22 protein-coding genes are annotated in these 26,295 nt (G+C 69.3%); 10 read left to right on the forward strand and 12 right to left on the reverse strand.

Going from position 1 to position 26,295, the window contains the following annotated elements; translation table 11 throughout:
• Positions 1-93: 93 nt before the first annotated feature.
• Together L1Z78_RS09225 and L1Z78_RS28145 are read left to right on the forward strand one after the other, a co-directional pair.
• The gene (locus tag L1Z78_RS09225; protein ID WP_234641215.1) at positions 94-777 is read left to right on the forward strand and encodes an energy-coupling factor ABC transporter permease; all 684 of its coding nucleotides are present in this window, start codon (positions 94-96) and stop codon (positions 775-777) included.
• Positions 778-869: 92 nt separating this feature from the next.
• Positions 870-1,112 (forward strand): S41 family peptidase, encoded by a 243-nt coding sequence (locus tag L1Z78_RS28145; protein ID WP_418921683.1) that lies wholly within the window; start codon positions 870-872, stop codon positions 1,110-1,112.
• 353 nt (positions 1,113-1,465) lie between these two features.
• On the opposite strand, the gene L1Z78_RS09230 is transcribed toward L1Z78_RS28145, so the two are convergent.
• Positions 1,466-2,182: an aspartate/glutamate racemase family protein gene (locus L1Z78_RS09230; RefSeq protein WP_234641216.1), complete on the reverse strand. Its 717-nt coding sequence runs from the start codon at positions 2,180-2,182 to the stop codon at positions 1,466-1,468.
• A gap of 74 nt (positions 2,183-2,256) precedes the next feature.
• On the opposite strand from L1Z78_RS09230, the gene L1Z78_RS09235 reads away from it, so the two are divergent.
• On the forward strand, positions 2,257-3,084 hold the full coding sequence (locus tag L1Z78_RS09235) for a helix-turn-helix domain-containing protein (protein WP_234641217.1): 828 nt from the start codon (positions 2,257-2,259) through the stop codon (positions 3,082-3,084).
• 93 nt (positions 3,085-3,177) lie between these two features.
• On the opposite strand, the gene L1Z78_RS09240 is transcribed toward L1Z78_RS09235, so the two are convergent.
• Complete coding sequence (locus tag L1Z78_RS09240; RefSeq protein ID WP_234642132.1) at positions 3,178-3,798, reverse strand: glutathione S-transferase family protein; 621 nt, start codon at positions 3,796-3,798, stop codon at positions 3,178-3,180.
• Positions 3,799-4,127: 329 nt separating this feature from the next.
• Here L1Z78_RS09240 and L1Z78_RS09245 point away from each other — a divergent pair, with 329 nt between their 5' ends.
• The 4 genes from L1Z78_RS09245 (at position 4,128) to L1Z78_RS09260 (ending at position 8,555) form a co-directional block, all read left to right on the forward strand.
• Entirely contained in the window at positions 4,128-4,742 is a 615-nt protein-coding gene (locus L1Z78_RS09245) for an OmpW/AlkL family protein (protein WP_234641218.1), read from the forward strand.
• 355 nt (positions 4,743-5,097) lie between these two features.
• On the forward strand, positions 5,098-6,159 hold the full coding sequence (gene egtD / locus L1Z78_RS09250) for an L-histidine N(alpha)-methyltransferase (RefSeq protein ID WP_234641219.1): 1,062 nt from the start codon (positions 5,098-5,100) through the stop codon (positions 6,157-6,159).
• Positions 6,146-7,435 (forward strand): ergothioneine biosynthesis protein EgtB, encoded by a 1,290-nt coding sequence (gene egtB, locus L1Z78_RS09255; RefSeq protein WP_234641220.1) that lies wholly within the window; start codon positions 6,146-6,148, stop codon positions 7,433-7,435. Before egtD ends, egtB begins: the two co-directional genes overlap by 14 nt.
• 79 nt (positions 7,436-7,514) lie before the next feature.
• A complete protein-coding gene (locus L1Z78_RS09260; protein ID WP_234641221.1) occupies positions 7,515-8,555 on the forward strand; it encodes a hypothetical protein in 1,041 nt (346 codons plus the stop codon).
• A 25-nt stretch (positions 8,556-8,580) separates the two neighbouring features.
• On the opposite strand, the gene L1Z78_RS09265 is transcribed toward L1Z78_RS09260, so the two are convergent.
• Positions 8,581-9,864, reverse strand: a complete 1,284-nt coding sequence (locus tag L1Z78_RS09265) for an O-acetylhomoserine aminocarboxypropyltransferase/cysteine synthase family protein (protein ID WP_234641222.1) — start codon at positions 9,862-9,864, stop codon at positions 8,581-8,583.
• Positions 9,865-10,202: 338 nt separating this feature from the next.
• Between L1Z78_RS09265 and L1Z78_RS09270 the strand changes: the two genes are divergently transcribed.
• On the forward strand, positions 10,203-11,267 hold the full coding sequence (locus tag L1Z78_RS09270) for a sensor domain-containing diguanylate cyclase (protein WP_234641223.1): 1,065 nt from the start codon (positions 10,203-10,205) through the stop codon (positions 11,265-11,267).
• Here L1Z78_RS09270 and L1Z78_RS09275 read toward each other — a convergent pair.
• The 9 genes from L1Z78_RS09275 to L1Z78_RS09315 all read right to left on the reverse strand — a co-directional run bounded on the left by L1Z78_RS09275 (position 11,264) and on the right by L1Z78_RS09315 (position 20,973).
• Positions 11,264-11,917, reverse strand: a complete 654-nt coding sequence (locus L1Z78_RS09275) for a 3'-5' exonuclease (RefSeq protein ID WP_234641224.1) — start codon at positions 11,915-11,917, stop codon at positions 11,264-11,266. The two genes, L1Z78_RS09270 and L1Z78_RS09275, sit on opposite strands and share 4 nt — an antisense overlap.
• Positions 11,918-12,179: 262 nt before the next feature.
• Positions 12,180-12,992 carry a crotonase/enoyl-CoA hydratase family protein gene (locus tag L1Z78_RS09280; RefSeq protein WP_234641225.1) on the reverse strand — a complete coding sequence of 271 codons (813 nt, stop codon included), beginning with the start codon at positions 12,990-12,992 and terminating at the stop codon, positions 12,180-12,182.
• 19 nt (positions 12,993-13,011) lie between these two features.
• Positions 13,012-13,902, reverse strand: a complete 891-nt coding sequence (locus L1Z78_RS09285; protein ID WP_234641226.1) for an SDR family oxidoreductase — start codon at positions 13,900-13,902, stop codon at positions 13,012-13,014.
• Between the two features lie 67 nt (positions 13,903-13,969).
• Positions 13,970-15,118 (reverse strand): acyl-CoA dehydrogenase family protein, encoded by a 1,149-nt coding sequence (locus L1Z78_RS09290; RefSeq protein ID WP_234641227.1) that lies wholly within the window; start codon positions 15,116-15,118, stop codon positions 13,970-13,972.
• 13 nt (positions 15,119-15,131) lie between these two features.
• Complete coding sequence (locus tag L1Z78_RS09295) at positions 15,132-16,229, reverse strand: CaiB/BaiF CoA transferase family protein (RefSeq protein ID WP_234641228.1); 1,098 nt, start codon at positions 16,227-16,229, stop codon at positions 15,132-15,134.
• A 149-nt stretch (positions 16,230-16,378) separates the two neighbouring features.
• Positions 16,379-18,022, reverse strand: a complete 1,644-nt coding sequence (locus tag L1Z78_RS09300) for a long-chain-fatty-acid--CoA ligase (RefSeq protein WP_275444449.1) — start codon at positions 18,020-18,022, stop codon at positions 16,379-16,381.
• Between the two features lie 51 nt (positions 18,023-18,073).
• Complete coding sequence (locus L1Z78_RS09305) at positions 18,074-18,889, reverse strand: enoyl-CoA hydratase-related protein (protein ID WP_234641229.1); 816 nt, start codon at positions 18,887-18,889, stop codon at positions 18,074-18,076.
• Between the two features lie 14 nt (positions 18,890-18,903).
• Positions 18,904-20,088, reverse strand: a complete 1,185-nt coding sequence (locus L1Z78_RS09310; RefSeq protein WP_234641230.1) for an acetyl-CoA C-acetyltransferase — start codon at positions 20,086-20,088, stop codon at positions 18,904-18,906.
• Positions 20,089-20,190: 102 nt separating this feature from the next.
• Positions 20,191-20,973, reverse strand: a complete 783-nt coding sequence (locus tag L1Z78_RS09315) for an SDR family NAD(P)-dependent oxidoreductase (protein ID WP_234641231.1) — start codon at positions 20,971-20,973, stop codon at positions 20,191-20,193.
• Between the two features lie 179 nt (positions 20,974-21,152).
• Between L1Z78_RS09315 and L1Z78_RS09320 the strand changes: the two genes are divergently transcribed.
• Together L1Z78_RS09320 and L1Z78_RS09325 are read left to right on the forward strand one after the other, a co-directional pair.
• On the forward strand, positions 21,153-23,888 hold the full coding sequence (locus L1Z78_RS09320) for a LuxR C-terminal-related transcriptional regulator (protein ID WP_234641232.1): 2,736 nt from the start codon (positions 21,153-21,155) through the stop codon (positions 23,886-23,888).
• Between the two features lie 73 nt (positions 23,889-23,961).
• Positions 23,962-26,295 carry an FdhF/YdeP family oxidoreductase gene (locus L1Z78_RS09325; RefSeq protein ID WP_234641233.1) on the forward strand — a complete coding sequence of 778 codons (2,334 nt, stop codon included), beginning with the start codon at positions 23,962-23,964 and terminating at the stop codon, positions 26,293-26,295.

The raw sequence follows: 26,295 nt of genomic DNA on the forward strand, positions 1-26,295 counted from the left end.
ATCACACCGTCCACGGCTATGCTCACCACCTTTCCCATTGCGCAGCCGGTGCCCTCCGGCCCTCCAACGGCTCTTGCCTGTCCAGGATCTCCCATGCACATCGAACCCGGCGTCGTCAGCCCCGAAAAAATCGCCCTCAGTTACGCCACCGCCGCAGCGGCTTTCGGCCTGACTGCCGCCCTGGCACGGCAAAGCCTGCGCGACAACGGCGGCTGGCCCGCGCTGCTGGCCCGCAGCGTCATCACCACCGCGCTGGTGTTCAGTTTCTTCGAGGTGTTTCCGCACGAGCCGGTCGGCGTGTCCGAAGTCCACCTGATCCTGGGATCGACCCTGCTGCTGATGTTCGGCGCGGGCGCCGCGGCCATTGGCCTGGCGTGCGGCCTGCTGGTCCAGGGTCTGTTCTTCGCCCCCTTCGACCTGCCGCAGTACGGCATGAACGTCACAACCTTGCTGGTTCCGCTGTATGCGGTGAACCAGCTGGCGCGCCGACTGATTCCCGCTGGCACGGCCTATGTGGACATCAGCTACAGGCAGGCCCTGGCCCTGTCCACCACCTACCAGGGGGGCATCGTCCTGTGGGTCGCCTTCTGGGCCATCTACGGCCACGGCGCCAGCTCGGCGACCCTGGCCGAGGTGGCAAGCTTCGGTGCCGCCTACATGTGCGTCGTGCTGGTCGAGCCCCTGGTGGACCTGGCGGTGCTGTGGCTGGCCAAGCGCCTGGCGGCCTTCACCCGTGGTCCGCTTTTCAATACCCGACTGCACGCAGCCGCGCTCTGACATTCCGCTTCACCGAGGGCCGTTCGCGGCCTGCCAGGAAGAATGAACCTGCTTGATGTGAAAGTTCGGCGCCGTCCGTCTGGGAGTTTCAGGTGCTTGACAAGAAAACTCATACAGCGTCCGGCGCCGGAGCGCTGGCGCAGGCACTGCGCGAGAGCCGCGATGCCCGGGTGTTTGGCCGGGCCACCTTCGGGATGGCAGAGGCGGACACGATCTTGCCCCTGCGGTCTGGCGCTGTGATTCGCATGGCGGCCGGTCGACTCGAATCCCCGAATGGCTTTTCATGGGCATCCAAGGGGGTCGGCCGGACGTGCTTCTACCCGGGAACGACTTGACCTACTGGACCGTTCGTTGAGTTGCCAGATGACAAGGAATTGGCTGCGGTGTTGATGGCTATCGGTGAACGCAGCGGCAATGATTCCAGCGCCCGGCACCGGGCAGCTGGCTCCAGGTGATGGCGCAGTCCCGCCAGAAACGGATGCTCGGGCAAGCCACGCAGTTCAAGGGTCGGGCCATCGCCACCGGGGAATTCGAGGATCTCTGGCATGCATACGCGTGACGGGTGAAGGACCCCGATGCCCAAGACAGAAAAGCGATGGTGATTGAATGCAGCGGCCTTCTGCCAGGTCCCGGCCGCATAGGTGGTATCCGCCTGCGCGGCCGTGGCCGTTCCGCGATTTCCTCGCGGTCAAGGCTTCAGTGCGAAGTCCACCGCCGCCTGCGCATGCAAAGCGGTGGTGTCCAGCACAGGCACGGGGCAATGCTGCTGCTGCACCAGCAGGCTGATTTCCGTGCAGCCCAGTACCATGGCCTGCGCACCCCGCTCGGCCAGCTGTGCCATGACGCGCTGATAGATACGCCGCGACGCATCATGTATCCGGCCTGTGCACAGCTCGTCGTAGATGATGCGGTGCACTTCGGCGCGGTCTGCCTCATCCGGCACCAGAACCTCCAGCCCTTGTTGGTGCAGCCGTTCGCGCATGAAGGGTTCTTCCATGGTGAAGCGGGTGCCCAGCAGCCCCAGCTTGCGATGGCCGCCGGTCCTGGCCGCCGCGGCCACCGGATCGGCAATGTGCATGAAAGGTATCCGTACTGCCGCCGCGATGCGGTCGGCAAGCTTGTGCATGGTGTTGGTACACAGCAGCACCACATCCGCACCGCCATCCTGCAGCCGGCGCGCGGCATCCTCCAGCAAGGCGGCCGCGTCATCCCAGCGGCCTTCCTGCTGGGCCAGCTCGATCGGGCCGAAGTCCACGCTGTACATCAGCAGTCTTGCGGAGCGCAGCGGGCCCAGCCTGTCGCGCACGCCCTGATTGATGAGCCGGTAGTACTCGGCGCTGGACTCCCAGCTCATGCCTGCGATGAGGCCGATGACGCGTTGAATTTCCGTGTGGTTCGAGTTCATGCTTGCAGTGTGAGCAGGGCCCGGCTTCTCGTCTATCATGAAATTTCACTTGGGACACGCAACGCACCACCGTGATGAAAGACCACAAGCTGCCGGGGTTCGAGGTGCATCTGCTGGGCCGCACGGCCTACAGCAGCCATGACCCGACCCGTCTTCATTCGCTGGGCATCGCGCTGGAGCGCCAGCAGGGCGTGCATGCCATCGCCAGCGACCGCCGCGTCGACTTCGATACCTGGCCCGGGACGGTGGCGCGCACACCCCCCGGCGTCGATGTGTTTTCCGAATCGGCCACGGGCGGCGAATATCTGGTGGTTCGCTGTACCCAGGCGCACTGGGAAGAATGGTTCGACGACGCAGCCAGCGCCTTCGAAGGCCGGCGTGTCGCCGCCCCTGGCCAGCGCCGCGCCCTGCTGCTTGCCCACCAGTTGCGGCGGCTGCTGCTTTGCACCGAGACGGATGCCCTGGCCATCGAGCAGGCCGCACTGGATTTCATGGGCCAGCAAGGCCCCATGCCCATCCCTCGCATCGAGGCATTGCGCCCGATGTACCTCCCCGTTCTGGAGCGCATGGCCGCCGAGCTGGACCAGCCCCTGGGCATCGCACCGCTGGCCCGGATGATCCACCGGGCGCCGCTGCGTTTCCTGCGTGAATTCTCCCAGCTGCTTGGCATGACGCCACATGCCTATCTCGTGCAGGCACGGGTACAGGCCGCCCGCGCCATGATGCGCGCGGATGACCGTTCGCTGGCCTGCATCGCGCACGACTGCGGCTTCAGCCACCAATCCCATATGGGGGCTGCGTTTCGCAAGCATCTGGGGTTGACGCCCGGCCAGTACCAGGCCCGCATCCGCCGCGCGGGCAAGGCCGTCAGCCTGCATTTCGCCCGGCCGCTGCCATCGTGACCAGGCGCCGCGCGGCGCAGTTGGGGGGCCCTTGGCGCCGTGCGGCCGGCGAAAGCACCTGCGTTCCAGGTGCTCCCGGCGGCGTGCAAGGCCTCAGCCCTGCAGGGCACCCCTGACGGCCGCGCGCTCTGCCATCCTCTTGGAGTGCGCATGCACCTTGGGGAAGCCGGCGATGTCCACGCCGTCGCCTTCCAGCCAGCCGGCGATGGTGAACAGGTAGGCATCGGCCACGGAGTAGTCGGCGCCCAGCACCCAGGGGCCGTCGCCCAGGTAGTGGCGCTCGATCACACCGAAGCATTCGGCCATGTTGGCTGCCACCTTGCGCTGCATCGCGGCGATGGCCTGTTCATCGTCGGCCCAGCGCCCGGCACGGCGGCCGTGGGCGTGTGCGACATGGACGGTGGAGGACAGGTAGCCGTGGAATTCCTGCATGTGCGCGAAGGCGTACGCATCGTCCAGCGGCGCGAGCCGGGCTTCGGGGAAGCGGCGCGCGATGTAGGCCAGCAGGGCCGGGGTCTCGCTGATCACGCCGCGTTCGGTGACCAGCGCGGGAACACGGCCCTTGGGGTTGATGGCCAGGTACTCGGGGCTGCGCTGCTCGCCCTTGCCGAAGTCGAGCTTGACGACTTCATGGGGGGCATTCGCTTCGATCAGTGCAATGCGGGTGGCCAGGGCGCAGGTGCCGGGAGCGTAGTAGAGCTTGAGGAGGGTCATGGAAGGCAGGAGGGAATGCATGCGGTTTCTGTGGTCGGCGCCGTTCGCCGGACCGGCCCCAACTTAGTGCGGATACGGCCCGCGCGCAAGCAGTGCTTTTGCGTTTTCTTTCATTTCGGGGCAGGGCATGGCGGGTCCCTCCCGGCGGGGCCGGGTGTCTCCAACCCGAGGCAGAAGGGGCCGAGGCCATCGGCGTTGCATCCAACCAACGCGAGCCGGCCATGCGGTCGCGCGCACCTTCCGGTTTGAGCTAGGACAAGACCGCCTGCGCCCGCCCCTGCTGCAATACAGCTACGGGATTTGCCCCGGGTACTCCAAGACTCTCCATCATGAAAAGAACTCTGCTGGCGGTTGCCGCCGTTTGTGCCCTGTCTTCCGGCGCTGCCTTCGCGCAGCAGGCCGAAGGTCCGTGGATGGTGCGTGTGCGCGCCGTGCATCTGGACAGCGCCAACAAGGACAGCACGGGGCTGGGCCTGTCGATCAACGACAAGTGGATGCCCGAACTGGACGTGTCCTACTTCTTCACGCCCAACATCGCTGCCGAGCTGGTGCTGACCTACCCGCAAAAGCATGACCTGCGTGCCAACGGCCTGGGCCAGATCGGCAGCCTCAAGCACCTGCCGCCCACGCTGCTGGCGCAATACCACTTCACCAATTTCGGCGCATTCAAGCCCTATGTGGGCGCCGGTATCAACTTCACGCGCTTTTCCAGCGTGAACTTCGATCCCGCCGTGCAGGCCGCGCTGAACCCCTCGATCAAGAAGAACAGCTTCGGTGGCGCGCTGCAGATCGGCTTCGACTATGCGCTGGACAAGAACTGGTCGCTGAATTTCGACGTCAAGAAAGTCTTCATCGAAACGGACGTGCGCGCTGGCGGCACCAAGGTGGGCACCTTCAAGGTGAACCCGGTGCTGGTCGGCGTTGGACTGGGCTATCGCTTCTGATCTCCGGATCATGAGCGAGGCACGCGCTGTTTCATCCGACAGCGCGTAGTGAGGCAAGGATGGGTACTTGGTCCGATATGCCGTTCGCGGCATATCGGATTTTTTTCGTCCAGCCGGTCCCGGTAAGGATGCTGCGCCGCAGCACCCTGTGGGTCACGAAAAAATCATGCCTGGGGGAATCTGTCCTACCCGCATGGCGGGGGTGGGCGCCTAGGCTGGGGCCTTGCCCGTGAGTGCGCTGCGGCGTATCCATGGGCTCCATCATGGCTGTCCGCCCCTTGGCGGGCCGTGGCCCGCCAGGGGGCGCGGCTTGCGAGGACACGCGGCGGGCGGCGCACCCCAGCGAGGCCCCACCATGCTATCTGCCCACGAAGCGTCCGCGCTTTCTCCTGCGTCTTCCCTGCATTCCCGCCGCGTGCCCCTGCCCCTGCCGGCAGCGCCCTGTCCCGAGGCGGCCGAGGGCCGCAGCCGCAAGGCCGGCGCGGGGATGCCGGCCCTGGCTCTGCGCACGGCCCGCGCCGAGCTGCAACGCGGGCTGATGCAGCCCCAGGCCGAAGTCTCGCCCAAGTACCTCTATGATGCCCGCGGCTGCGAGCTGTTCGAGCAGATCACGCGCCTGCCCGAGTACTACCCTACGCGCACCGAGGCCGCGATTCTCGAAGGCTCGGGGCCTGCCATGACCGAGGCGCTGCATGGCACCGAGGTGCTGATCGAGCTGGGCGCCGGAAATTGCGAGAAGGTCCGCGGCCTGTGCCGCAGCCTGCGGCCACGGCACTTCGTGGGGGTGGACATTGCCGGCGCCTTCCTGCGGCAGTCCGTGCGCCGGCTGGCCGAGGATTTCCCCGGGCTCCGGGCCCATGCCGTCACCGCCGACATCACCGAGCCGTTGGCCCTGCCGCCTCACATTCCGCAGACCGGCCGGCTGCTGTTCTATCCGGGCTCGTCCATCGGCAACTTCGACCCGCCGCAGGCACGGCGCATGCTGGGCCAGATGCGCGCCCTGCTGCAGGACGACGGCGGGCTGCTCATCGGCATAGACCTGCCCAAGCCCACGCAGTGGCTGGAGCCGGCCTACGACGACGCTCAGGGCGTGACGGCGCGCTTCAACCTCAATGTGCTCAGCCACGTCAACAGCCTGCTGGGCAGCGATTTCGACGAGGCCGACTGGGAGCATGTGGCTTTCTTCAATGCGCAGCATTCACGCATCGAGATGCACCTGCGCGCGCGCCGCTCGCTGATCGTGGGCTGGCCCCAGGGGCTGCGGCATTTTTCGGCCGGCGAAACCATCCACACGGAGAACAGCTACAAATACCCGCTGCCCGAATTCCTGGGCATGCTGGCTGGCGCGGGCTTCGGGCCCTGCCAGGTCTGGAGCGACGAGCGGCAGTGGTTCGCGGTGATCCATGCCCATGCGTGAGATGTCCGCCGCCCTGCGCTGGGTGCAGCGCTACGAGTCCGTGCGCCAGTCCTCCGTGCTGCTGGCGGCACCGCTGTCGGCCGAGGATGCCTGCGTGCAATCCATGCCCGATGCGAGCCCCGCCAAATGGCACCTGGCCCATACGACCTGGTTTTTCGAGACTTTCGTGCTGGCCCGGCATGCCCCGCACGATCCCGACTTCGATCCCGACTTCCGCGTCCTGTTCAACTCCTACTACCAGCAGGTGGGCGCCCGCCATCCGCGCGCGCAACGCGGGCTGCTGACGCGGCCCTTGCTGGCGCGCGTGCTGGCCTACCGGGACGCCGTGGACCGGCGCATGCTGTGCATGCTCGAGTCCTGGGGCGCGCAGCCGCCGGCCCGCCTGACCGCACTGCTGGAGCTGGGCCTGCAGCATGAGCAGCAGCACCAGGAGCTTTTGCTGACCGACATCAAGCACCTGCTGTCCTGCCATCCGCTGTGGCCCGCCTACCGCGCTTCCGACGGGGACGACGAGTCCGGGCCGGCGCCGCAGCAGGACATGCCGCCCGCGATCGAGTGGCGCATGGTGCCGCGCGGCATGCATGCCGTGGGCCACGCGGGCCGGGGCTTTGCCTTCGACAACGAGCTGCCGCGCCATGAGGTGTTCCTGCCAGGCTGCGAGATCGCCAGCCGGCCCGTGGCCAATGCCGAGTTCCTGCGCTTCGTGGAGGAGGGCGGCTACGCCCAGCCGCAGTGGTGGCTGGCCGAGGGCTGGGACTGGCGCTGTGCGCAGCAATTGGAACATCCCTGGTACTGGCGCCGGGACGGGGTGGGGGGCTGGCAGGAATTCAGCCTGCATGGCGCGCTGGCGCTCGATGGCCGTCGGCCCGTGGCCCATGTGTCCTACTTCGAGGCCGATGCCTACGCGCGCTGGGCCGGCGCGCGGCTGCCCACCGAGGCGGAGTGGGAGACCGCCTTCGCGCAGCCGATGGCGCAGCGGCCTGCGGGCGAGGGGCCGCCGGGACCCGTGCATCCGCGTGCCATGCAGGCGGGCTGTGCGTCGCTGGGCGAGGTCTGGGAGTGGACGCAGTCCTCCTATGCACCGTATCCCGGCTTTCGCGTGGCCGAGGGCGCGGTGGGCGAATACAACGGCAAGTTCATGGTCAACCAGTACGTGCTGCGCGGTGGTTCCTGCCTGACGCCGCCGGGCCATGCGCGCGCCAGCTACCGAAATTTCTTTCCCACGCAGGCGCGCTGGCAGATGACAGGCCTGCGGCTGGCCAGGGATTGCGGCTGAACCCCGCACGAGTCGGCATCGCGCCGAACGCCGGGCGCATGCAGTAGCATCGTCGGCCTCAACGATCCGAGGGAGTTCCATGTTCTTGCGTTCGCTTGCTCTCGCCATGCCGCTGTCCCTGGTCCTTGCGGGCTGTGGCTCCACGCCGCCCCAGGCGCAGGTCCCCAGCCAGCCCCGGGACCAGCCGAGACCCGAGGCCCCTGCCAGGGCGGTATCGGAGGCGCCCCGCGCCGACCCCGAAGTCGCCAATCTCACGCCCCTGCCCAGCCTGCTGCTGATCGGCGAGGACCAGGCCGGGCGCTACTACTCCATGGTGGCCAAGGCCACTTTCACCATCGAGGCCGATGGCCGGCTGCGCCTGGCCGACCAGGGCGCCGGACAGGGTGGCGAGCCCATGGCGCCCGAGGCCGACATGCAGGACGAGAACATGTCCACGCAATGCAAGCCCTATGGTGCGGTGGCCAACCAGCGCACGACCTGGTTCCCGTACACGGGCGTGTTCGTGCACGGCGGCGCGCTGGCGGGCGTCAGGGCCGGCAATCAGGCCCTGGGGACCAAGGTGCTCACGGAGCATGAGGGCGCGCAGATGCTCTATGCCGGCAAGGATGCGGACGCGACCGAGTACTACTACGCACCCTGCGTGGGCGCGCAGCGGGTGTCCAGGGGCTGGCGGCTGGACCGCTACCTGCCCGACGGCGGACAGTTGCGCGTGCGGGCGGACAACGGCCGCATCCTGAACCTGCAGGTGCCCAAGCCTTTCGCGCCCTTCGTGCTGGTGCGCTACCAGTCGGGCGCCATGATCCCCGTGCCCATGCGCGCCGTGCTGGCCACGGTGGACCTGGCCGAGCGCCGCGTGGTGCTGCAGTTCCAGGGCACCTATGCCGTGGAGCCGGCCATCCGCAAGATGGAACTGCGCCTGATCGTGCCCGGCAGCCGACCCTCCGAAGGCGAGACGGCCGCGCGCCACGCCGAGCGCACGCAGGCGCAGCTGCGCGATCTGGCCGCCTGCGCGCCGCCGCGCGGCCACGCCATCGAGCCTTGCGCCGATGCGCGGCGCACGCCCGATCCGCTGATCTTCTACTCCTCGCAGGAGCTGCGCCAGCGCGCGCCTCGTCGCTGAGCTCCGGGCCAGGCGCTGGCGTGGATCAGACCTTGCCCAGAGCCTGTTCCAGGTCGGCGAGCAGGTCGCTGATGTGCTCGATGCCCACGGACAGGCGCACCATGCCCTCGGTCACGCCGGCCTTGGCCAGCTCCTCGGCGTCGAGCTGGCGGTGCGTGGTCGAGGCCGGGTGCGTGGCCAGGGACTTGGCATCGCCGATGTTGACCAGGCGCGTGAACAGCTGCAGCGCATCGAGAAAGCGCGCGCCGGCCGCTCGCGGATCGGTGTCATCGGCCTTCAGGCTGAAGGACAGGATGCCCGAGGCACGTCCGCCCAGCTGCTTTTGCACGATGGCATGGTCGGGGTGGCCCTCCAGCCCTGCGTAGCGCACCCATTCGACCTTGGGGTGCCTTTGCAGCGTCTCGGCGATCTTCTGGGTGTTCTCGCAGATGCGGTCCATGCGCAGGGCCAGCGTCTCGATGCCCTGCAGGATCAGGAAGGCGTTGTGCGGCGAGATGGCTGCGCCGGTATTGCGCAGCGGCACCACGCGCACGCGGCCGATGTAGGCGGCCTCGCCCAGGGCCTCGGTGTAGACCACGCCGTGGTAGCTGACGTCGGGCTCGTTCAGGCGCCTGAAGCGGGCCTTGTGCTCCGCCCAGGGGAACTTGCCGCTGTCCACGATGGCGCCGCCCACGCTGTTGCCGTGGCCGCCCAGGTACTTGGTCAGCGAGTGCACGACGATGTCGGCGCCATGCTCGATGGGGCGCAGCAGGTAGGGGCTGGGCACGGTGTTGTCCACGATCAGCGGCACGCCGTGGGCATGGGCCACGTCGGCCAGGGCACGGATGTCGGTGACGTTGCCCAGCGGGTTGCCGATGGACTCGATGAAGATGGCCTTGGTCTTTTCGTCGATGTGCTGTGCGAAGCTGGCCGGGTCGCGCGGGTCGGCGAAGCGCACGGTGATGCCTTGCTGCGGGAAGGTATGGGCGAACAGGTTGTAGGTGCCGCCATACAGCGTGCTGGCCGAGACGATGTTGTCGCCGGCCTCGGCGATGGCCTGGATGGCGTAGGTGATGGCCGCCATGCCGGAGGCCACGGCCACGGCGGCGATGCCGCCTTCCAGTGCCGCGACGCGCTTTTCGAGCACGTCGGTGGTGGGGTTCATGATGCGCGTGTAGATGTTGCCTGCCACCTTGAGGTCGAACAGATCGGCGCCGTGCTGGGCGCTGTCGAAGGCATAGGCCACGGTCTGGTAGATGGGGACGGCCACGGCCTTGGTCGTGGGGTCGGGCGAGTAGCCGGCATGGACGGCCAGGGTTTCTAAGCGCATGGAGGACTGCCTTTCTGTTTTGACAAGCGGAGGACGGCATGCATTGTGGCGTGCATGCCGCCCGTGCCCAACGATGCGTTGGTTACGAACATATGCGGGCGGCCGGTGGGTGCGAGCGGGTCCGCCTTTCCCAAGTCGGGAAGGAATTCCGTGATTGTGTATTTTTGTTAGATGTGTGTTGTAACGTGACCTGATCGCTAGACTCCCTTCGGGAGTTCGTGGTGACGTTGACGGCAAGACATCTTCTGGCGCTGGCGGTGCCTTTGTGCACCTTGTTGCTGGCAGGCTGTTTTCATGTCTGCTGGCTGCATCTGCGTGCCCGCCGCGAGCTGCGTTGCATGTCCTTCGCCTTCGCGGGCTTCAGCCTGGCGCAGCTGGCACAGATACTGGGCCTGCCGGCGGCCATGCCGCTCAATGTGCTGGTCACGGCCGCGCTGCAACTGGGCGCGGCATGGTTCATCACCCAGGCCATCGCCATGCGCCACAGCGTGCAGCCCGACGGGCGACTGGCGGCAGGACTGGGCGGCGCGGTGCTGGCGGTGCTGGGCTACTACGCCTGGATGCAGCCCGATGTCCATGCCCGTCAGCATGTGCTGGATTTCGGCCTGGGCCTGCAGCTGGCGCTGCCGCTGTGGCGCTTGCCGCGCGAGCGCCCGGTCGGGGGCTGTGACCGGCTGCTGCTGTGGGTGTTCGTGGTCTTCGCCCTGAGCTTTCTCGTGCGCACACTGATGGTTGTGCCGCGCGCCGTGCCAGCGGCCGAGGCGGGGCCGGCGGGCGGCGAATGGCTGGGTGCTTCTTCCTCCTGGATGGCACTGCAGCTGAGCCTGCTGGTGTTCGGGCTGCTGTTCGCCACGCTGTTCCTGGCGCTGGCGGTGCGCGACACCGTGCAGGCGCTGCACGAGGAGCGCGATCGCGATCCGCTCACGGGACTGCTCAACCGCCGCGCCTTCAGAGAGGCCGTGCAGCGGCTGCGCGCCGAGCAGCCGGGGCTGTCGGCCGCCCTGCTGGTCTGCGATGTCGACCATTTCAAGCGCGTCAACGACGGATGGGGCCATGCGGCGGGCGACGAGGTGCTGCAGCGCTTTGCTCGCCTGCTGCTGCGCAGCACGCGCCAGCAGGATCTGGTGGCGCGCTTTGGCGGCGAGGAGTTCGTGGCCCTGTTGCCGGGGGCCGATCCCCGCGCGGCGCAATCGGTGACCCGGCGCATGCGCAACCAGCTGCGCCTGACGGGCTTCAGCGCCCTGCCCGACGATCAGCGCATCACGGCCAGCTTCGGCGTCGCCTGGCTGGAGCCCGGGCAGCCGCTGGAGCAGGCACTGGCCCGTGCCGATGCGATGCTCTACGAGGCCAAGCGCGCCGGCCGGGACCGGGTGCGGCTGGCGCGCGAGGTGCCGCAGGGCTAGGCCTGTGCCGCACGAGGGCGCCGCGCAGGCCGTTGCGGCTGCGCCGGCTGGCGCCGCTCCCAGGCCGGCAGGGCGGCATGCACCATGGCGGCGCCGTGGGCATCGTTGGCCGCGTAGTGGCGCTGGGCCGTGCTCAACTGCTGCGCGGCCCAGTTGGAGGTGGAGATCTTCTTGGACTTGTGGAAATTCCGGCCCAGCACCAGGGCCACGGCCGCGCGCACGCCCACCGAGCTGGCATAGCCATGGCCCTTGAAGACGCGGTCCAGGTCAATGACGTTGTGCAGCGCCACGCCCAGTCGCGCCGGCAGGGCGCGGCGGTCATGGTCCAGTCCGAAGCCGGCCTTGCGGATCGCCTCGCTGGCCAGCACGTCGGCGGCCAGCTGGCGGGCCTGTGCATGGTGCAGTTGCAGCAGCCAGGCCTCGCCGCAGGTGGCCAGTTGCACCAGATGGGGGCCGGTGTCGGTCTGCTGGGCATGGAACAGGGGCTTGCTCTCGGTATCGAAGCCCAGCACGGGTGCCGCCATCAGCGCGGCACGCGCGGCCGCGAACTCGGCATCGGTGGCCGGCACGTGGATGCAGCGCTCGGGCAGGGCGGGGAAGGCGGGCAGCAGGCGGCTGTCCTCCTTGCTGGGAGCGTGCAGGCGTGGCATGGGGAAAGAGAGGGGGCGGGGGGAGCGGGCCGTCAAGTGTGCCTGCATTGCCAAGCCCCTCGGAGCCCGGGTTTTTATCCCCGATGCATGTGGACGGAGTTGTGGAAAAGTCCGGGTGTAACTTGCTGGATCCGCGCCCTGCAAGGCTTTCCACGGAATGCCTAAAAAATCAGCGCAGTGGTGAAAGGACGTCGACCAAGGGTAATCACGGATGGCTGTTCCGGTCTCCGAGTCGGGGTCCGGAGGTTGTTTCAAGAGGTTTCTAAAGGCCTTGGTCGCTGAATGCTGCGGCCCGCTTTTCCAGCCCCGCGCGCACGGCTTCGGCCTGGTTGGGGCTGCCCAGCAGTGCCTGTTGCTCGCGCGCCTCGGCCAGCAGGATGTCGGCGGGCGAGGCGGTCTCGCTGAGCTGCATCAGGCGCTTGGCCGCGCGGATGGCGTCGGGGCTGCTGCCCGCGATCTGGCGCGCCAGGTGGCGGGCCTCTTCCAGGGGGGCTGCGCTGACGCGCGTGGCCAGGCCCAGTGACACGGCCTCGGGACCGGGCACGACGCGGCCGGTGTAGACCAGCTCGCGCAGCACGTCGCCACGCACCAGGGAGGCGGCCAGCGCGCAGCCGGCCATGTCGGGCACCAGGCCCCACTTGATCTCCATGATGGACAGGCGCGCATCTTCGGCGACCAGGCGGATGTCCGCGCCCAGCGCCAGCTGGAGGCCTCCGCCATAGGCCACGCCCTGCACGGCGGCGACGACGGGTACGGGCAGTTCGCGCCAACCCCAGCAGATCTGCTGGAAGCGGTTGGCCAGGCCATGCGTGCGCTGCGCCAGATCGGCCATGTCGGGCGTCTGCTGCCCTGCTGCGATGCTGGCCATGCTGCCCATGTCCAGCCCCGCGCAAAAGGCCTTGCCCTCGCCATGCAGCACCACGGCGCGCAGGCCAGGCGTGGCCTGGAGCCGGTCCAGCGCATCGAGCAGCGCATCGAACATGGCGGGGTCCAGCGCGTTCATCTTGTCGGCCCGTGTCAGGGCCACGTCGGCCACGCCGTGGTCCAGGGTGATGCGCACGCGTTCTTGGCTCATGGCTTGTCTCCTTGCGTTGTCAGGTGGTTCTGAGCTGGCGGTCGGCCGCGTTGCGCGATTCGATGGCGTCGCGCGCATGGGCCCAGTCCTGGTCCGTCCAGCTGGACAGGGCGGCGAAGTTGCCGCCCGTGGCCTGGTATTGTCCGCCGTCGATGGCGATCGTCTGTCCCGTGAGGTACTCGGCCTGGGCGCTCATGAGGAAGACGGCCAGGTTGGCCAGCTCGGGCATGCGGCCGTTGCGGCCCATGGGGTTGTCCTTGCGCACATGCTCGCCACCCTGGGGATTCAGGCGCGCGCTCATGCCTTCGGTGGGAAACAGGCCGGGCGCGATGGCGTTGAAGCGGATGCCGCGGTTGCCCCACTCCACGGCCAGCGACTGCGTCATGGCATGCACGCCGGACTTGGCCATGGCCGAGGGCACGGTGAAGGCCGAGCCGTTCCAGACCCAGGTGGTCAGGATGGACAGCACGCTGGCTCGGCGCCCCTCGGCCAGCCAGCGCCGGCCGCAATCGAGCACCATGTTGAAGCTGCCGCGCATGACGATGTTGGCGATGGCGTCGAAGCCGCGCATGGACAGGTCCTCGGTGCGGCTGACGAAGTTGCCGGCCGCGTTGTTGACCAGTCCGGTCAGCGCGCCGTGCCGGCTCCAGATGCCGTCCAGCATGTGCTCGATGGCGTCGGGCTGGCGCACGTCGCAGGCATGGCCCACGGCCAGGCCGCCGTGCTGCTGCATCAACTCCTGCGCGGTCTGCTCGACCACGCAGCCGCGCCGGCCGCAGAGGTGGACTTCGGCGCCCAGCATCAGAAAGGCCTCGGCCATGACGCGGCCCAGGCCGGTGCCGCCGCCGGTGACGAGGATGCGCTGGCCTTGCAGCAGGCCGGGTCTGTACATGAGATCGTCGAGGGTCATGGCCGTGGCTTTCCTTGGGGTATTCGGGAAGTGGGTGGGGAGAGGAACGGGCGCCGCTGCGCCGCCGTCACAGCGCGCGGGCGATCACTTCCTTCATGATCTCGCTGGTGCCGCCGTAGATGCGCTGCACGCGGGCGTCGGCATACATGCGCGTGACCATGTATTCGTTCATGAAGCCGTAGCCGCCGTGCAGTTGCACCAGCTCGTCGAGCACGCGGCCCTGGGCTTCCGAGCACCAGAGCTTGGCCATGGAGGCCGTGGCCGTGTCCAGCGTGCCGGCCACGAGCTGCTCCACGCAGCGGTCGATGAAGGCGCGGCCCACGGTGATGGTGGTGGCCACCTCGGCCAGCTTGAAGCGGGTGTTCTGCATGTCGGCGATGGCCTGGCCGAAGGCGCGGCGCTCGCGCACGTAGGCCAGGGTGGCCTCGTATGCGCCCTCCATGCAGGCCAGTGCCGTCAGGCCGATGATGAGGCGCTCGTAGGGCAGGTCGCTCATGAGCTGGTAGAAGCCCTGGCCCTCGCGCCCGCCCAGCAAGGCGTCCTGCGGCACGGCCACATCGTCGAAGAACAGTTCGGAGGTGTCCTGGGCCTTCATGCCCATCTTGTCGAGCACGCGCCCCACGCGAAAGCCCGCGCAGTCCCGGGTCTCGACGAGGAGGATGGAGGTGCCGCGCGCGCCCTGGCCGGGGTCGGTCTTGCAGACCACGAGGACCAGGCCGGCCAGGAATCCGTTCGTGATGAAGGTCTTGCTGCCGTTGATGCGGTAGTGGTCGCCCCGGCGTTCGGCGCGCGTGCGCACGCCCTGCAGGTCCGAGCCCGCGCCGGGCTCGGTCATGGCGATGGCGCCGACCAGCTCGCCGCGCGCCATGGCTGGCAGGTAGCGGCGCTTTTGCGCCTCGGTGCCGTGGTTGAGCAGGTAATGGGCCACGATGGAATGCACGGAGTTGCCCATGCCGGTCAGGCCCCGGCGCGCCATCTCCTCGTGGATCACGGCCTCGTGGCGGAAGTCGCCGCCGCCTCCGCCGTATTCCTCGGGAATGTCGGTGCACAGCAGGCCCAGCTCGCCCGCCCGGCGCCAGATCGCGTGGCCGACGTGGCCCTGCTTGCGGGCGGCCTCGTCCTGCGGCTGCATTTCGGATTCGATGAAGCGCACGGCGGTGGCGCGCAGGCTGTCCAGGTCGGGGTCGCTCCAGGAGCGCGTGAAGGTCAGGGGCATGGCGAGGCCTTTTCTAGCGCGAGGCTGTGGCAGTCCGGGCATTCCAGGCGGCCAGCGCTTCTTCGAGGCTGGCGGCGCGCGGCGGACGGGGGTGCTCGGGCGCGCTGCGCGAAAAGCGCGGCGCGGGCGCGGGCTGGAGCACGCCGCCGGCCTCGGTGAAGGTGGCGCGTGCGCGGTTGTGGGCATGGCGCGGCGCCTCGTCCCAGTCGAGCACGGGCGCGAAGCAGGCGTCGCTGCCTTCGAGCAGCTCGCACCACTGGTCGCGCGTGCGGGTGCGGAACACGTCGGCCAGGCGCAGCTTGAGCAAGGGCCAGCGCGCGGCATCCATCTGGCCATCGAACAGCGGGTCCTGGATGCCGCAGCGCTGGCGCAGCTCGGCATAGAACTGGGGCTCGATGGCGCCGATGGCGATGTACTTGCCGTCGGCACAGGCATAGGTGTCGTAGAAAGGGGCGCCGCCATCGAGCAGGTTCTCGCCGCGCTGGTTGCTCCACTGGCCCTTGGCCTTGAAGCCGTACATGAAGGCCGACAGCAGGGCCGTGCCGTCGGTCATGGCTGCGTCGATGACCTGGCCCCGGCCGCTGCGCCCGGCCTCGTGCAGGGCGGCCAGCAGGCCCACGGCCAGCAGCATGCCGCCGCCGCCGAAGTCGCCCACGTAGTTGAGCGGCGGCACGGGCGCCTCGCCCGCGCGGCCGATGGCGTGCAGCGCGCCGGAGAGGGCGATGTAGTTGATGTCGTGCCCCGCCGCATGCGCCAGCGGGCCATGCTGGCCCCAGCCCGTCATGCGGCCGTAGACCAGGCGCGGGTTGCGTTCCAGGCAGGGCCCGGGCCCCAGGCCCAGGCGCTCCATGACGCCGGGCCGAAAGCCCTCGACCAGCAGGTCGGCACGCGCGATCAGGGCCATGGCGGCGGCCTGGCCTTCCTCGCCGCGCAGGTCGATCCCGACCTGGCAGCGGCTGCGCGTGGTGATGTCCTGTGCATCGACCGGCGTGCCGGGCCGCGCGATGCGCAGCACTTCGGCACCCAGGTCGGCCAGCAGCATGGCGCAGAACGGCCCCGGGCCCAGGCCCGCGAACTCGACCACGCGAACGCCTTCAAGCGGTCCTGCCATGGAGGTCTCCTTTGTTCTCTTTTCTTCAATGAACCATAGAGCAGAGCGCTATGGAGCTGGCGTTGTCCAAGCGAGAGACACCGAGGAAGGGCCTAAGCCGGCCGCGCCGCCCCGCACCGAAGGTGTCGTCCCCGTTGGGGGAAAGCCGCTCAGCGGCTCAGGGGGTAATTCCTGTACTCCTCGCGCAGCTTTGTCTTGAGCAGCTTGCCGGTGGCCGTATGCGGCAGCTCGGCCACCTGCACCACGTCGTCGGGCAGCCACCATTTGGCAATGCGCGTGGACAGGAAGTTGCGCATGGAGTCGCGTGTCACGGTCTGCCCGGGGCGCGCCACGACCAGCAGCAGCGGGCGCTCCTGCCACTTGGGGTGGGGGACGCCGATGATGGCGGCCTCGGCCACGGCGGGGTGGCCCATGGCGGCGTTCTCCACGTCGATGGAGGAGATCCATTCGCCGCCCGACTTGATCACGTCCTTGGCGCGGTCCACGAGCTGCAGGAAGCCGTCGGGATCGATGGTGGCCACGTCGCCCGTGGCGAAGAAGCCTTGCTCGTCCATGGGCGAGCCGCCCTCGCCCTTGAAGTAGCCGTTGGCGATCCAGGGGCCGCGCACGCGCAGGTGGCCATAGGCCTTGCCGTCCCAGGGCTGGGGCCGGCCGTCGTCATCCACGATCTTCAGGTCCACGCCCCAGACGCCGCGCCCCTGCTTGAGCTTGACCTGGATGAGTTCCTCGGCCGGCAGGGTCTCGTGCTTGACCAGCAGCTTGCTGACCACGCCGATGGGGCTGGTCTCGGTCATGCCCCAGCCCTGCACGACCTGGGCGCCGAACTGGTTCTCGAAGCGCTCCAGCATGGCGCGCGGCACGGCCGCGCCGCCGATGCCGATGCTCTTGACGCCCAGGGTGCGCGGGTCGATCTCGGGATGGGCATCCAGGTACTGGAACAGCATCAGCCACACGGTGGGCACGCCTTGCGAGAAGGTGACTTTCTCATCGCGCATGAGTTCGTAGACGCTTTGCCCGTCCAGGTGCGGGCCGGGCAGCACCAGCCGGGCCCCTGCCATGGCCGCCGCATAGGGCGTGCCCCAGGCGTTGGCGTGGAACATGGGCACGATGAGCATGACGGTCTCGCGCGAGTTCAGTCCGAAGGTGTCGGGCGCCAGTTCCATCAGCGAATGCAGCACGGTGGAACGGTGCGAGTACAGCACGCCCTTGGGGTTGCCCGTGGTGCCCGAGGTGTAGCACAGCGAGGAGGCCGTGCGCTCGTCGAACTCGGGCCATTCGAAGTCCTCGCTCTGGTCGCCGACCAGCTCGTCCCAGCAGCGCAGGTCGGGCAGGTCCAGGGCCGGCATGTGCTCGCGTGCGCTCATGCAGACATAGGTGGTGACGGTCTTCAGATGGGGGGCGAGCTTCTCGACCAGCGGGGCGAAGGTGACGTCGAAGAACAGCACCCGGTCCTCGGCATGGTTGGCGATGTAGGCGATCTGCTCGGGAAACAGGCGCGGGTTGATGGTGTGCAGCACCGCGCCGCTGCCCGAGACACCGAAGTACAGCGCCAGGTGGCGCCAGCTGTTCCAGGCCAGCGTGCCCACGCGCTCGCCGGGCTGCACCCCCAGCGCGGCGAGCGCGCGGGCCACCTGGCAGGACGCGCGGCGGATGCCGGCCCAGTCGGTGCGGTGCAGGCCCCCTTCGGGCATGCGCGAGACGATCTCGGTACGGGGGTGAAAGCGCGCCGCGTGCTCTATCAGCGACGAGATCATGAGCGGGCGGTCCTGCATCAATCCTTGCATGGCGGGCATGGGTCGTGTCTCCTTGCGTTGTTGTTGTCGTTGCCGGGCCCGGGGCGCGCTTCAGCCGGGCCGGCGTGGCGCGAACGCGGGCTCGCGCTTTTGCAGGAAGGCCTGCACGCCTTCCACGAAGTCGGGGCCGCCCACCAGCTCGCGCTGGCGACCGGCTTCGTAGCACAACTGCTGCTCCAGCGTGTGGGTGGCGGCCGCGTCCAGGGCGCGGCGCGCTTCCAGCGCGGCACCGGCCGGCAGGCGGGCCAGGCGACGCGCGGCGGACAGGGCCGCGTCGCGCAGTGCGGCATCGTCCACGCAGTCCCAGACCAGGCCCCAGTCGGCGGCCTGCCGGGCACCGAGCCTTTCCCCCATCAGCGCCAGGCCCATGGCACGGGCACGGCCCAGGCGGCGTTCGATGAACCAGGTCGTGCCCAGGTCGGGAACGATGCCCAGGCGCGGCAGGAACGGAAGATAGAAGTAGGCCGAGCGCGCGACCAGCGTCAGGTCGGCCGCCAGGGCCAGCCCCACGCCCGCGCCAGCCGCCGCGCCGTTGACGGCGCAGACCACAGGCACGGGCAGTTGCTGCAGATCCAGGATCAGCCGGTTGGACAGCTGTTCCATGCGTTCGGCCGTGTACTCGCCCAGCGTGCGGCCATCGGCGGGTGCGCCGCCCATGGCCGTCAGGTCGGCGCCCGCACAAAAGCCCCGGCCCTCGGCCGTGAGCACCAGGGCGCGGATGCCCGTGTCGGCGCGCACCTGGGCCAGCAGGTCGCGCAGCTGGTGCTGGAATGGCAGGCCCAGCGGATTCATCCGGGCACTGTCGTGGTGGACGATGACGGCGATGTCGCCGTCGCGTTCCAGACGGACAACGGTTGTGTCTTGCATGCGTGCCTCCCGCTTCAGAGCCGCTCGACGATGGTGACGTTGGCCATGCCCCCGCCCTCGCACATGGTCTGCAGGCCGAAACGGCCGCCGCGCGCGTGCAGGGCATGGATCAGCGTGGCCATGAGCTTGGTGCCCGAGGCGCCCAGCGGATGGCCCAGCGCGATGGCGCCGCCGTGCACGTTCAGCCGCGCCGGATCGGCGCCCGTGGCCTGCAGCCAGGCCAGCGGCACCGGGGCGAAGGCTTCATTGACCTCGAACAGGTCGATGTCGGAGATGCGCATGCCGGCCTTCTTCAGCGCGGCCTGCGTGGCGGGGATGGGGGCCTCCAGCATGATCACCGGGTCATGGCCCAGCAGGCTCATGTGATGGATGCGCGCCAGCGGCTGCACGCCCAGGGCCTTGAGGCCGCGCTCGCTGACCACCATGACGCCGCTGGCGCCGTCGCAGATCTGGCTGGCCGTGGCGGCCGTCACGCGCCCGCCCTCGCGAATGGTCTTGACACCGGCGATGCCCTCCAGCGTGGCGTTGAAGCGTATGCCTTCGTCCACCGTGTGGGGCTGACCCTCGCCTTCGCCACCGCCTTCGGCGCTGCGCACCGGCACGGCCAGGATCTCGCGGTCGAAGCGGCCCTCGCGTGCGGCCTGCACGGCGCGCTCATGGCTTTGCAGCGCGTAGGCATCGAGATGGTCCTTGGTCAGCCCGTACTTTTCCGCCATCATCTCGGCGCCCATGAACTGGCTGAATTCCACGCCCGGGTAGCGTTGCTGCATGGCCGGGCTCATGTACACGCCCAGGCCGGCCTTGGCGGGCAGGGCGTTGGGCGTGCCCATGGGCACGCGCGACATGCTCTCCACGCCGGCGGCGATCACCATGTCCATGCTGCCCGACATCACGGCCTGGGCCGCGAAGTGCAGCGCCTGCTGGGAGGAGCCGCATTGCCGGTCCACCGTGGTGCCCGGCACGGACTCGGGCAGGGAGGAGGCCAGCACCGCGTTGCGCGCCACGTTGGTGGCCTGCTGGCCGACCTGGCTGACGCAGCCCATGATCACGTCCTCGACCTGGGCCGGGTCGGCCTGGGTGCGCCGCACCAGCTCGTCCAGCACCTGGGCCGCGAGATCGGCCGGATGCCAGCCCGAGAGCCTGCCCCCGCGCTTGCCGCCCGCCGTGCGCGTGGCGGCGACGATGTATGCCTGTGCCATCGATGTCTCCTTGGATGTCCGGGTCGATGGTGGCTCATCGGGAGCAGGGCCGCCATCGTCGGAAGCGATGAGTTGAGGGAAGAAGCGCCGCCGGGCTGTCCCTCAGCGCGGCGCCATGCGTATCGCGCCGTCCAGGCGCACGCACTCGCCGTTGAAGTAGCCGTTGGTGAGCATGGTCTCGGCCAGGTGGGCGTATTCGTCGGGCTGGCCCAGGCGCCTGGGGAAGGGCACGGAGGCGGCCAGCGCGGCCTTCACGTTGTCGGGCGCGCCCTGCAGCAGCGGGGTGTCGAAGATGCCGGGCAGGATGGTATTCACGCGGATGCCCTCGCCCATGAGGTCGCGCGCAATGGGCAGGGTCATGCCTGTGATGCCGGCCTTGCTGGCCGAGTAGCTGGCCTGGCCCATCTGGCCGTCCTGCGCCGCCACCGAGGCCGTGTTCACGATGGCGCCGCGCTCGCCGTCGGCCAGCGGCTCCAGCGTGAGCATGCCCGCGGCCGACTTGGCGATGCAGCGGAAGGTGCCCACCAGGTTGATCTGGATGATGCGGTCGAAATTGGCCACGGGCAGGTGCCGGATCTCGCCCGTGGCCTTGTCGCGGCTGGCCGTCTTGACGGCATTGCCCGTGCCCGCGCAGTTGACCAGGATGCGCTCCTGCCCATGGGCCGCGCGGGCCTGGGCGAAGCCGGCGTCCACGCCGGCCTCGTCGGTCACGTCCACGCGGCAGAACAGGCCGCCGATCTCGCGCGCCAGCGCCTGGCCCGCGGCCTCGTTGAGGTCGAAGAGTGCCACGCGCACTCCCCTGGCGGCCAGGCGGCGCGCGGTGGCGGCACCCAGGCCCGAAGCGCCGCCCGTGACGACGGCGCTGATGCTTGCATCCAGCTGCATGGAAAGGTCTCCTTGAAGTCGCATCCACTGCGCATCGGGGTTGTCGCCTTGGAGGGCGACAGCTGCGGATGCGCCACCTATGATCTGCCTTCGAGTCTAGGAATCGCCCCGTCTTGCCGCCATCGTCGAAACCGACGAAAGTGTCCGGTGCCTCACCCCTTCACCGAGTCCTTTCCTGCATGCAGCCCCCTGTGCCCTTTGTTGCCGCCGGATCTGGCGCCGGATCTGGCGCCGGTTCCGGCCACGTTCCGCAAGCCAAGTTGAGCCCGCCGCGCGCGGCTGCCGCGCAGGTGTTGCGTTCGGCGGTGGCGGCGCACTGGCCCGAGGCCTTGCGTGCGCGCGTGGTGCTGGTGCGCGCGCCGGCCGGCTTCGGCAAGACCACGGCCATGCGCCAGATGCGCGAGCGCCTGCAGGCCGAGGGCCAGGCCACGGCCTGGCTGACGCTGGATGCGGCGGACAACGATGTCTCGCGCTTCTTGCAGTGCCTGGGCGAGGCCGTGCGCGGCCTGGGCGGCGCGGCGGACCAGGCGCTGGATGCGCTGTCCCGGGCGCTTCAGGCGCTGGCCGGCGAGGGGCGGCCGTTCGCGCTGTTCATCGATGACTTCGAGGTGCTGCACAACGATGCCGTGCTGGGCCTGGTGCGCCAGCTCATGGAGCAGCTGCCCGAGCGCGGCCGGCTGGTCATCGGCTCGCGCGCATTGCCGGCCCTGGGCCTGGGGCGGCTGCGCACCAGCGGCCAGTTGCTGGAGATCGATGCGGCCCTGCTGCGCTTTTCCCAGTCGGAGGCCGAGGAGTTCTTCCGCCTGCGCGGCTGCCCGCTGGCGCGCGAGGCCGTGGCGCGGCTGCTGGACAAGACCGAGGGCTGGATAGGCGCGCTGTGGCTGGCCTCGCTGGCGCTGGAGCGCCATGGCCCGCGCAGCGATTTCATCGAACGTTTCTCGGGCTCGGAGCGCGCCGTGGCCGACTACCTGGCCGAGGACGTGCTGGCCCAGCAGAGCGCGCCCGTGCGTGACTTCCTGTTGCGCACCAGCATCCTGCGCACGCTGGATGCCCGGGTCTGCCAGGCCCTGGTGCCGCGTGCCGATGGCACGGCCATGCTGGAGGCGCTGGAGCAGGCCCATCTCTTTCTCGTGCCGCTGGACGATGGGAGGTACGACAGCGGCCACAGCTGGCGCTACCACAGCATGTTCGCCGACTTCCTGCGCGCCCGGCTGCTGCGCGAGCATCCCGGCGAGGTGGCTCGCCTGCACCTGGCGGCCAGCGGCTGGTACGAGTCCCGGGGGCGGCCCGTGCCCGCCATCGAGCATGCGCTGGAGGGCGGCGACCTGCCCCATGCCCTGGCCCTGCTCAGGCGCCATGCCGAGACGCTGATGGAGCAGGGCCGCATGCGCCTGCTGTCGCGCTGGTTCTCCGCCATGCCCGCGCCGCTGCTGGCGCATGAGCCGTTGCTGCTGGCCGTGGCCGCCTATGCCGACTGCTTCACGCGGGGGCCGGTGCTGGCCCGGCAATGGCTCGACGCGATGGAGCCGGGCGCGGACAGCGCCGCCCAGGCATTGGTCACGGCCCTGCGGCCTCTGCTGCTGGCCATGATGGACCGCGTGGAAGAGGCGGCTCCGCTGGGCCGCCAGGCGCTGGCCTGCCTGCCCAGCTGCCGGCCTTTCGCGGACAGTTCGCTGACCAATGCCATGGCCTATGTGGTGTCGGTGCTGGGCGATGCCGACGAGGCCCGCCGTCTGCTGGATGCGGCACGCAGCACCCAGGCCGGCAGCCTGTTCAGCCGCATGTACACCGAGGCCATGGAGGGGGTGCTGGATCTCTCGGGTGGCCGTCTTCGCCAGGCGGCGGCCCGCTTTCGCGTGGCCCTGGCGGCCACGCCGCGCACTGCCTCCTACAGCCCCACGAACGGCAATGCCTGGGCCGGCGTGCTGCACGCGGGCGTGCTCTACGAGACCAATGACCTGGACGGCGCCGACCACTTGCTCAACGTCTACCTGCCGCTGGCGCGCGACGTGGGCCTGCCCGACCATGTGATCGCCAGCTACCGCATGCGTGCGCGCATCGCCTTCCTGCGCGGCGACGTGGATGCGGCCTTCGGCCTGCTCACTGAACTAGAGTACCTGGGCCACGAGCGCCAGCTGGCGCGCGTGACGGCCAGCGCACGGCTCGAACACGCGCGCATCTTCGTGCTGCAGGGCAACCGCGGCGCGGCGTCGGAGGCGCTGGCGCGGGCCGACGATCCCTCGGTCTGGCCGCGTGTGGAACGCCTGCGCCTGCCGCCCCACGAGGTCGAGGACATGGCCATCGCGCGGCTGCGCTGGAGCCTGCGCTTCGGCGACTGTGGCGCCGTGCGCGAGGCGAGCGCGCCCCTGCTGGCCGACGCCCGACAGCACGGGCGCCGCCACCGCAGCCTGCGCCTGCTGGTGCTGCGCGCGCTGGCCGAGGCCGGCTGCGGCGACATGGAACAGGCCGCCGTCACGCTGGCCGAGCCGCTGCGCCACGGCGCCAGCGAGGGTTTCGTGCGGCTGTTGCTTGACGAGGGGCCGGCCCTGGTCCCGGTGCTCAGGCAGGTGCTGGCCCTGCCCTCGCGCATGCAGGCGGTCGGCGGGGAAGCCCTGGTTCACGCGCAGCGCCTGCTGGCCGCGCTGGGCGAGCCGGCCGAGCCCGATATGGGCGATGCGGACCACCCCATCACCGGTCCAGGCACGCCACCGGGCCTGGTCGAGCCCTTGACCCGCAAGGAACTGCGCGTGCTGGAGCTGCTGGCCTCGGGCTATTCCAACGCGGCCATGGCCGAGAAGCTGTTCGTCTCCGACAGCACGGTGCGCACCCATCTGCGCAGCATCAACCTCAAGCTGGGCGCGCGCAGTCGCACCCAGGCCGTGGCGCTGGCGCGGGAGCTGCGGGTTTTGCGCTGATGCCTTTTCTGAATCTCTCCATTTGGAGATGTGATTTGACCTGGATCATGGACAGGCGGAACACTCCCGTCCCATGTCCGAACAAAAGATCGAGTTCTACAAGGGGGCCGCTGGCGGCTGGGGCGCATTGCGCAGCGTGAGCCAGGCCCTGATGCGCCAGGATATCGCCGTCAAGGGGGCCAAGACCCTGCTGTCGGCCAACCAGCCCGATGGCTTCGACTGCCCGGGCTGTGCCTGGCCCGACCGCAACCACCATTCCACCTTCGAGTTCTGCGAGAACGGCGCCAAGGCCGTGGCGGCCGAGGCCACGGCGCGGCGCGTCACGCCCGGGTTCTTCGCGCGGCACACGGTGGCCGAGCTCATGGCGCAAAGCGACTTCTGGCTGGAGGACCAGGGCCGGCTGACCGAGCCCATGGTCTATGACGCGGCCAGCGACCGCTACCGGCCCATCGCCTGGGACGATGCCTTCGCACTGATGGCCAGCCACCTGAACGCGCTGCCCGATCCGAACCAGGCCATCTTCTACACCTCGGGCCGTGCCAGCAACGAGGCGGCCTTCCTCTACCAGCTGTTCGTGCGCGCCTACGGCACCAACAATTTCCCCGACTGCTCCAACATGTGCCACGAGCCCAGCGGCAGCGGCATGAAGCCGCAGATCGGCGTGGGCAAGGGCACGGTGCAACTGGCCGACTTCGAGCAGGCCGAGGCCATCTTCATCTTCGGCCAGAACCCCGGCACCAACCACCCGCGCATGCTGGGCGAGCTGCGCGCGGCCCACAAGCGCGGCGCGAGGATCCTGAGCTTCAATCCGCTGCGCGAGCGCGGGCTGGAGCGCTTCCAGGACCCGCAAAGCAAGATCGAGATGGCCACGCTGGGCGCCACGCCCATCAGCACGCACTACTTCCAGCTGCGCGTGGGCGGCGATATCGCGGCCGTCAAGGGCATCATGAAGCATGTGATCGCGCAGGAGGATGCGCGCGGTGGCGTGCTGGACCACGCCTTCATCGCCGAGCACACCACGGGTTTCGAGGCCCTGGCCGACGACCTGCGCGCCGAGGACTGGAACCTGCTGGAGGCCGAGTCGGGCCTGAGCCGCGCGCAGATGCAGACGGCGGCCGAGGTCTACATCGCGGCCAGGAGCACCATCGTCTGCTGGGGCATGGGTATCACCCAGCACATGCATTCGGTGGCGGCCGTGCAGATGCTGGTCAACCTGCTGCTGCTGCGCGGCAACATCGGGCGGCCCGGCGCCGGTGCCTGCCCGGTGCGCGGCCACAGCAACGTGCAGGGCGACCGCAGCATGGGCATCTGGGAAAAGCCGCCGGCCGCGCTGCTGGACCGGCTGCGGCAGGTCTTCGGCTTCGAGCCGCCGCGCGCCCACGGCGTGGACGTGGTCGAGTCCATTCGCCTCATGCTCGAAGGCAGGGGCAAGGTGTTCTTCGCGCTGGGCGGCAACTTCGCCGCGGCCACGCCCGACACGCATACCACCTGGCAGGCGCTGCGCAACTGCGATCTGACCGTGCACGTGACCACCAAGCTCAACCGCAGCCACCTGGTGCACGGGCGCGAGGCGCTGATCCTGCCCTGCCTGGGCCGCACCGAGATCGACATGCAGGCCGGCGGCCCGCAGGGCGTGACGGTGGAGGACTCCATGGGCATGGTGCATATCTCCAGCGGCATCAACCCGCCCGCGTCCGAACACCTGCTCAGCGAGATCGCCATCGTCGCGCGCCTGGCCGCCGCCACGCTGGGCGCGCAGCGGCCCGTGCCCTGGCTGGAGCTGGGCGGTGACTACGCGCGTATCCGTGACCTGATCGCGCAGGTCTTCGACGATTTCCACGACTTCAACGCGCGCGTGGCCGTGCCGGGCGGCTTCAAGCTGCGCAATCCGGCGAGCGAGCGCATCTGGGAGACGCCCCGGGGCAAGGCCGGCTTCTTCGTGCACGCCGTGCCGCGCGACACGCCCGTGCACCGCGCGCGCGCCGCGCGCAGCCCCGGCGCATCGCCGGTGTTCACGCTGTTCACCACGCGTTCGCACGACCAGTACAACACCACCATCTATGGCATGGACGACCGCTACCGTGGCGTCTTCGGCCAGCGCCGCGTGGTCTTCATCCATGCCGAGGACATCCGTGCCCTGGGCATGAAGGATGGCGACTGGGTGGACCTGCAGACCCTGTGGGACGACGGGCAGGCGCGGCGTGCGTCGCGCTTCAGGCTCGTGGCCTACGACATCCCGCGCGGCTGCATCGCGGCCTACTACCCCGAGACCAACCCGCTGGTGCCGCTGTCGGCCACGGCCATCGTGGCGGGCACGCCCAGCTCCAAGTCCATCCCCGTGCAAGTGCTGGCGCACCGGGTGGAGGGGGGCGAATCATCCGTTGCGCAGGAAGCGGTGGCCGCCTGA

Source organism: Delftia tsuruhatensis (genome assembly GCF_903815225.1).
In the GTDB taxonomy this organism is placed as follows: domain Bacteria; phylum Pseudomonadota; class Gammaproteobacteria; order Burkholderiales; family Burkholderiaceae_C; genus Comamonas; species Comamonas tsuruhatensis_A.